The sequence below is a fragment of the Oleiphilus sp. HI0132 genome (assembly GCF_001635845.1).
In genome coordinates this window covers 1-1,541 of sequence record NZ_LWGJ01001552.1, presented here as the reverse complement: position 1 = coordinate 1,541, position 1,541 = coordinate 1, and the positions used below count along the sequence as shown (strand labels likewise).

At 46.1% G+C, this 1,541-nt stretch carries 1 pseudogene; it reads left to right on the top strand.

Going from position 1 to position 1,541, the window contains the following annotated elements:
* Positions 1 to 1,541, top strand: a pseudogene (locus A3766_RS23870) (DNA-directed RNA polymerase subunit beta'); the annotation flags it as partial.

Here is a 1,541-nt window from a genome sequence, read left to right as displayed (position 1 = left end):
GGTATTCAGGCATTTGAGCCGGTATTGATCGAAGGTAAAGCGATCCAGTTACACCCACTAGTTTGTGCGGCATATAACGCTGACTTTGATGGTGACCAAATGGCGGTGCACGTTCCTCTGACGCTAGAAGCTCAGTTGGAAGCGCGTGCCTTAATGATGTCTACTAACAATATTCTTGCGCCTGCGAATGGTGAGCCAATTATCGTTCCTTCCCAGGATGTTGTACTAGGTTTGTACTATATGACCCGTGAGCGTATAAACGCTCAAGGTGAAGGTATGGTTTTCTCTGATATTAAAGAGGTTCAGAGAGCATACGGTGCGAAAAAAGTTCACTTGCAGGCGAAAGTAAAAGTTCGTCTTACAGAGGTTACCAAAGATGAAGACGGTAACAATGTAAGCAAGTCGTTGATTGCAGATACGACAGTTGGTCGAGCAATGTTGTTCGATATTCTTCCTGATGGCTTACCATTTGATTTAGTTAACCGCCCGATGGTTAAAAAGGCGATCTCTAAGTTGATCAATACTGCATATCGCGTATGTGGTTTGAAAGATACGGTAATCTTCGCAGACCAGCTTATGTATTTAGGCTTTTCTCAAGCGACGTTTTCTGGCTCATCTATCGGTGTTAACGACTTCGTTATACCTGATGAGAAATATACGATTATCGATGCGTCTTCTGCTGAAGTAAAAGAGATCGAGACTCAGTTTGCCTCAGGTCTTCTGACGCACGGTGAGAAATACAACAAGGTTATCGATATCTGGGCGAGAGCTAACGATAAAGTCGCTAAAGCGATGATGGATAATCTCGGTAAAGATACCGTCGTTGATCGTGAAGGTAAGACGGTTGAGCAAGACTCATTTAACTCAGTCTTTATGATGGCTGACTCAGGCGCAAGGGGCTCGGCTGCACAGATTCGTCAGCTAGCTGGTATGCGTGGTTTGATGGCTAAGCCGGATGGTTCGATCATCGAAACGCCAATCACAGCAAACTTCCGTGAAGGTTTGAACGTACTTCAGTACTTCATCTCTACTCACGGTGCTCGTAAAGGTTTGGCGGATACGGCATTGAAGACTGCAAACTCCGGTTACCTAACTCGTCGTTTGGTTGACGTTGCCCAGGATCTTGTTGTGACCAATGATGATTGTGGCACCAAAGAAGGTCTGTTAATGACGCCAATGATTGAAGGTGGTGATGTTGTTGTACCACTAGGTGATCGTGTATTGGGTCGTGTTGCAGCGAAAGATATCTTTGCACCGGGTGATTTAGAAAATGTTGTTCTGCCTGTTGGCACCTTCTTGGATGAAAAGAAGGTATCCGAACTAGAAAAGGCAGGTGTTGATGAAGTATGGGTTCGCTCAGCGATAACCTGTGATACTCGACACGGTGTTTGTGCCCAGTGCTATGGTCGTGACTTGGCTCGTGGCCATGTTGTTAACAAGGGTGAGGCTGTTGGTGTTATCGCTGCGCAGTCAATCGGTGAGCCGGGTACACAGTTAACGATGCGTACTTTCCACATCGGTGGTGCGGCGTCTAGATCATC